1 protein-coding gene is annotated in these 1701 nt (G+C 67.1%); it reads left to right on the top strand.

The features are described 5' to 3' along the window. Nucleotide 1 precedes the first annotated feature (1 nt). Nucleotides 2-1701 (top strand): 1-deoxy-D-xylulose-5-phosphate synthase (dxs, locus tag U1738_RS20225; RefSeq protein ID WP_332790834.1); only part of this gene is annotated, 1700 nt, incomplete at its 3' end.

Here is a 1701-nt window from a genome sequence, read left to right as displayed (position 1 = left end):
GATGTCTGACGTCAGCCCCACGCCGCTTCTCGATACCGTATCGATGCCCGCCGATCTTCGCCGCCTCGAAATTGGCCAGTTACGCCAGTTGGCGGACGAGTTGCGGGTCGAGACGATTTCGGCGGTGGGGACGACGGGCGGGCATCTGGGTTCCGGGCTGGGCGTGGTCGAGCTGACGGTGGCGATCCATTATGTGTTCGATACGCCGCGCGACAAGCTCGTGTGGGACGTCGGGCACCAATGCTATCCGCACAAGATCCTGACCGGGCGGCGCGAGCGGATCCGCACCTTGCGCATGGGCGGTGGCCTGTCGGGCTTCACCAAGCGGAGCGAGAGCGAATACGATCCGTTCGGCGCGGCGCATTCGTCGACCTCGATCTCGGCGGCGTTGGGCTTCGGTGTCGCCAACAAGCTGTCGAACCGCCCGGGCAAGGGCATTGCGGTGATCGGCGACGGCGCGATGTCGGCGGGCATGGCCTATGAGGCGATGAACAATGCGCAGGCCGCCGGCAACCGGCTGGTCGTGATCCTGAACGACAACGACATGTCGATCGCACCGCCGGTCGGCGGGCTGTCGGCGTATCTGGCGCGGATGGTATCGAGTTCGGAATATCTCGGCCTGCGCAGCTTCGCCAAGAAGGTGACGCGCAAGCTGTCCAAGCGCGTCCACGATGCGGCCGGCAAGGCGGAGGAATATGCCCGCGGCATGGCGACCGGCGGCACGCTGTTCGAGGAACTGGGCTTCTATTATGTCGGCCCGATCGACGGGCATAACCTCGATCATTTGATCCCGGTGCTCGAGAATGTCCGCGATGCCGAGGACGGCCCGATCCTGGTCCATGTCGTGACCAAGAAGGGCAAGGGCTATGCGCCGGCCGAGGCCGCGGCGGATAAATATCACGGCGTGCAGAAGTTCGACGTGATCACCGGCGCGCAGGCGAAAGCCCCGCCGGGGCCGCCCCAATATCAGAACGTGTTCGGCGCGCAGCTGGTCAAGGAAGCCGCGAGCGACGACCGGATCGTGGCGATCACCGCTGCGATGCCCTCGGGCACGGGCCTCGATGCGTTCGCCAAATCCTATCCCGAGCGCTTCTTCGACGTCGGCATCGCCGAGCAGCATGCGGTGACGTTCGCCGCCGGCCTGGCGGCGCAGGGGATGCGGCCGTTCTGCGCGATCTACTCGACCTTCCTGCAGCGCGCCTATGATCAGGTCGTGCACGACGTGGCGATCCAGAACCTGCCCGTGCGCTTCGCGATCGACCGGGCGGGCCTGGTCGGCGCGGACGGCGCGACGCATGCCGGATCGTTCGACGTGACCTATCTCGCCACGCTGCCGAACTTCGTCGTGATGGCGGCGGCGGACGAGGCGGAACTGGTGCACATGACGCACACCTGCGTGGCGCACGACAGCGGGCCGATCGCGGTGCGCTATCCGCGCGGCAACGGCACGGGCGTGGCACTCCCCGAAACGCCGGAGCTGCTCGAGATCGGCAAGGGCCGCGTGGTGCGCGAGGGCAAGACGGTGGCGATCCTGTCGCTCGGCACGCGCCTGGCGGAAGCGCTGAAAGCCGCCGAGGCGCTGGATGCCAAGGGGCTGAGCACGACGGTCGCCGACCTGCGCTTCGCCAAGCCGCTGGACGAGGCGCTGATCCGCCGCCTGCTCACCACGCACGAGGTGGCGGTGACGATCGAGGAGAATGC

The organism is Parasphingomonas caseinilytica (genome assembly GCF_036663755.1).
Classification (GTDB): Bacteria; Pseudomonadota; Alphaproteobacteria; order Sphingomonadales; family Sphingomonadaceae; genus Sphingomonas.
Note: the sequence above shows the minus strand (reverse complement) of the source record. Positions and strands in the feature narration are given on the sequence as shown.